Origin of the sequence: Planococcus notacanthi (assembly GCF_030407825.1) — a bacterium.
In the GTDB taxonomy this organism is placed as follows: domain Bacteria; phylum Bacillota; class Bacilli; order Bacillales_A; family Planococcaceae; genus Planococcus; species Planococcus notacanthi.
In genome coordinates, this window is the sequence record NZ_JASDCQ010000016.1 from 1 (window position 1) to 4,059 (window position 4,059).

Annotated in this window: 5 protein-coding genes; all 5 read left to right on the forward strand. The window is 41.3% G+C overall.

Annotation, left to right across the window (positions count from 1 at the left end):
• Positions 1–732 precede the first annotated feature (732 nt).
• Positions 733–1,695 carry a protein rep gene (locus QMA01_RS18075; protein WP_290187267.1) on the forward strand — a complete coding sequence of 321 codons (963 nt, stop codon included), beginning with the start codon at positions 733–735 and terminating at the stop codon, positions 1,693–1,695.
• Positions 1,695–1,991, forward strand: a complete 297-nt coding sequence (locus tag QMA01_RS18080) for a hypothetical protein (protein WP_290187266.1) — start codon at positions 1,695–1,697, stop codon at positions 1,989–1,991. Before QMA01_RS18075 ends, QMA01_RS18080 begins: the two co-directional genes overlap by 1 nt.
• A gap of 2 nt (positions 1,992–1,993) precedes the next feature.
• Positions 1,994–2,182: a hypothetical protein gene (locus QMA01_RS18085; RefSeq protein ID WP_290215620.1), complete on the forward strand. Its 189-nt coding sequence runs from the start codon at positions 1,994–1,996 to the stop codon at positions 2,180–2,182.
• Positions 2,179–2,391, forward strand: a complete 213-nt coding sequence (locus QMA01_RS18090; protein WP_191716986.1) for a DUF6366 family protein — start codon at positions 2,179–2,181, stop codon at positions 2,389–2,391. Before QMA01_RS18085 ends, QMA01_RS18090 begins: the two co-directional genes overlap by 4 nt.
• 470 nt (positions 2,392–2,861) lie before the next feature.
• Positions 2,862–4,059: plasmid recombination protein (locus QMA01_RS18095; protein WP_290215621.1), on the forward strand; the 1,198-nt coding region annotated here is incomplete at its 3' end.

Consider the following 4,059-nt stretch of genomic DNA (forward strand, 5'->3'; position numbering starts at 1 on the left):
TTGAAGTGATTCCGGACGAAGAAAAAGAAGGGGCAAAAGCCATGTTTGATGCTCATGACGAAAAAGAAAAACAAAAAGAAGTTGAAAAAGAAAAAGAGAAGATGGCTATGCCAAAAAGAAGGTCGAAAGACATCGAACACGAGAGGTAATATTTGTAAAACTTTTGTATAATCTTTGTATAAATTTTTTAGACTTTAGATTTTAAAATTTTTTAAAAAAAAAAAAAAAAAAAAAAAATGAAAAATGAAAAAAGAAGAAGAATAAGTGAAAAGCCCTCTGGATTTTTTGGGGGCTTTTTTTGTGTGTTTTTGAACTAAAAAAAAGCCCGTTTTTGGGGGCTTTTTTTGTGTGTTTTTTCTATCTTGATAACTAACGTCATTATTTTCGCGCGAAAATAATGACGTTAGTAGGTCTTCGCTCTTACGCCCTCAAGGGTTTTAGCTCTTAAAAAAAAGTGATTTAAAGGATACGAATCCAAAAAAAAGAGACTTGCCCTTTTTCCGTCTGAAAGTTAAGCTTAAGTTACCACACAAAAGTTTAAAATCAGAGGGGAGGACAAGTCACTTTGGACTTATTAAATTTATATTGCTCACTTGTGACTTTACAACATTTATGCCCAAAAATCAAGATACTATAAACAACAAAAAAGCCTTTAAGCAAACCAAGCTTGGCAAAGATATAACAGAAAAATACGCGCCAAAAAAAGATTTAAATCGAAAAGGAGCCGCGTACATGGAAAAACATGTGCCGATCAAATCGATTGTGCGGTTCGAAACCTGTAGCGATTATATTTCGCATCTAACCAATGCAGAAATGAGCGTGAAGCGAGTGCATAAGACCAATGCTTGTGAAAATCGGTTCTGTCCTATCTGTACATGGAAAACGGCGAAAAAAGATGCCATCAAACTATCAGTTATGTTGAAAGCTGTGAAGGAAATCGAAGGCAAGGAATTTTTATTTCTGACGCTGACTTCACCTAACTGTGGAGCTGGGGAATTAATCGAGGAACTGGACCGGTTCAACAAAGCAGTCAGTAAATTATTTCGAAGACGGAACGTACAGCGTGTGGTGAAAGGCTACGTTCGGAAAATTGAAGTGACGACAGACCAGGAACAATACATTACGGAAAAAGTTTTCAAGCGTAAGAAGGATTATTTTGAAATGCGTGGGTTGAAGGTCGGGGATCCGAATCCGACTTACAATACATACAATCCTCACGTCCATGCGATTGTGGTCGTGAACAAAAGCTATTTTAACAAGCCAAGCGATTTCCTCAGCAAGAAAAAATGGTTGGAAATGTGGCAAGAATGCATGGAAGACAAGTCAATTACGCAAGTAGACGTCAAGAAAGTTCAGGATTCTGCCAATTCCAATGCGGTCTTGGAAATTGCGAAGTATTCGGCAAAGGGAAGCGACTTATACCACAGCGAAACTGTGTTTGACACGTTCTATAAAGCCTTGAAAGGGCGTCAATTGCTGGTGTTTTCCGGAATGATGAGCGATTACGCCAAAAAGTACGAAAAAGGCGATTTAGACCGATTAAAAGAAAAAAACGAGGATGTCTATACGCATTTGCTCCGTTCACTTTGGAAAGGCTCGAAATACGACAGCAAGTTGCGTGAGTTGTCTCCAGAAGAGTTTGAGGAATTCAACAAACAGGCAGAACTCATCGAAGAAAGTGATGGGGTGGAGTAATGGGGAAAGATTATTATTACAACCCAAAAACACAAACTTTAGTGGGGCTGCTAGATGAAAATATTGTTGAATTTAAGAATAAAGATGAAGATTGTCATGACATAGAGTGCTATGTTGCTCTGCATGATTTAGCTGAAGATAGAGTTTATATTCAAGAAATGGATGAATTCCATGAAAGTTTTTTGGTTTTTACTTTAGATGAAATGCCGATGTTGCAATTGTGGTATGAGATGGATGACATTGCACTTGCGAGATTGAAAAGGATAGTGGCAGAACTTTTGGAGACGGAGGTCTGATTATGATTCAATTTGACCGAATTGAAAATAACCGGGTGTACCTGGGATTTACGCAAGTGGAATTGGATTCGATTCTTTCGCTGTTGGAAAAACATCTGCCGGATGAGGAAATTACGAAACGGCTTGATGTATTAGCGATGGTATTCAAGAAAGAAAGTGACCCCCCAAAAAAGGAGGTGACCATCTTATGAGTTCGAAAGAAAGACCAGAAGAACAAAGAGAACGTTTAAGACAAAAAGAATTAAAAAATAATCCTACGGGTTCTTTGCGAGATGGAATGAGCAGAGGAGAAAGCGGTAATTTGCAGGACATTTCTGGTGATATGGGTTGGAAAGGAATGGCGCTATTAATCATAGTGTTGATAATAGGCTACGTTGTTTATAGTCTGTTTTTCCGTTGAAGTGTTGGCAAATAACTGGATATGTGAAAAAGGGAGAGGGCATTCGCTACTCTCCTTTTTTATTTGGCCAGAGCAGTAGATTGACGGTAAGTGTCCACGGTAAATGTCTGACTGGAACGCAGTGGAAGGAATTTAAGGAGTGGATACGTGAAGTCGATCTGCACCCTGTCTCTGGTTCTCACGTCCACCGTGAGAACCTGCCTACCGGCGAGGGAACTCCCCCTCAAAATTGAGGGGGCTGGGGGGGAGCTTTTGGGATGGGGTCGAGGGGAAGTTTTTCCCTCGTGGGTTTGGGCAAGGCCCAAGGTCTTGTTGACTGACAACGTCAGGCATTTGGGCGACTCGCCCAACGGCTTTTACCCTCGGAGAGCCTTTTCATAGTGCACACAACGTGTCACTATACAGAAAAGGTTACTTTGGCAAAGTAACAAACGTTTATGGTAGCATTGGGGCAATGGGGTGAGTCGGGTATGGGCATGAGTATTTCGCTGAAAAAAGACACAGCAAAAACGAACATCAACCACAACAATCGGAAATTCAATGACAAGGATAAAGAGCAGAATTCGCACATTGATTTTTCTCGTTCTGGGGCTAATCAATACCTCGTGCAGAAAAGTTTGAAGGAGCTTTATAAAACCGAATTCGGACAGGCGCAGGCAGATTACAACGCCAAGCAAAAACGCAGCGATCGGAAAATCAAAAATTACTATGACCAAGTAAAAGCCAGCAAGAAAACGAGCGTGCAGCAGGAAATGATTTTGCAGGTCGGAGACAAAGACCATTTTCAAGATAATCCGGAAAATCGAAAATTGGCGAATGACATTCTGAAAGAGTGGTTCGACAAATTCGAGGAACGGAATCCCAATCTGAAAGTCTACAATGCGGTCATTCACAACGACGAAGCTAGTCCGCATATGCACTTGAATTTTGTTCCGGTGGCTACGGGCTATCAGCGAGGAATGGACAAGCAGGTGTCCTTCGACAAAGCCATTACTCAGCAGGACAAAACGCTGAATAAGGAACGGCCATTTGAGGACTGGCGAAACCGTGAAGTGCTGTTGCTAGAAAATATGCTGAAAGAGCGTGGGATCGAACGGGAACTCGTCGGCACGAATGAATTTAAAGACGTAAATGATTTCAAAGAGAAAAAAGAGCAGATACAGGAATTAGATACAAAAATCGTGGATTTGGAGAAGAAATACACGGCCGAACGTGAAAAGCTCCAGAAGGGCGTACAAGGGCTTGTAAAGGCGGTGGAGTCCTCTAAGTCGGTTGAGGGCATCGAAGGCGAGAAAGCAGGCGTATTTGACCGTAAGAACGTCAAATTGCCCGTTGAGGACTTCGACAACATGAAAACCCTGGCAATGGCTTCAGAAGCCCTTAAAATGCAAAATACGCGGCTTCAGCGTGAATTGGATGCCACTCTTCGAGAAAAACAGGAACTGCAGAAAGAAAATGCCGGATTGAAGAAGGAAAATAGCCGTCTGGAGAAGTTGAACCAGATTCAGAAAAGGGCTATCACTTACCTAAAAGACATGTCGCATTTGATAAAAAAGAATTCAGAGAAGTTTTTGGGTGTAAGCAAAGAGGATATGACGAATTTTGTTGGGAAAGTACGGGCTGCGGCTTTGCTGCATGAATACAAAAATGGGGCACGTGAAGAAATGT

Excerpts from the sequence above, each read along its gene's own strand:
- QMA01_RS18075 (WP_290187267.1), top strand. The coding sequence starts at position 733 with ATGGAAAAACATGTGCCGATCAAATCGATTGTGCGGTTCGAAACCTGT.
- QMA01_RS18090 (WP_191716986.1), top strand. The coding sequence starts at position 2,179 with ATGAGTTCGAAAGAAAGACCAGAAGAACAAAGAGAACGTTTAAGACAA.
- QMA01_RS18085 (WP_290215620.1), top strand. The coding sequence starts at position 1,994 with ATGATTCAATTTGACCGAATTGAAAATAACCGGGTGTACCTGGGATTT.
- QMA01_RS18080 (WP_290187266.1), top strand. The coding sequence starts at position 1,695 with ATGGGGAAAGATTATTATTACAACCCAAAAACACAAACTTTAGTGGGG.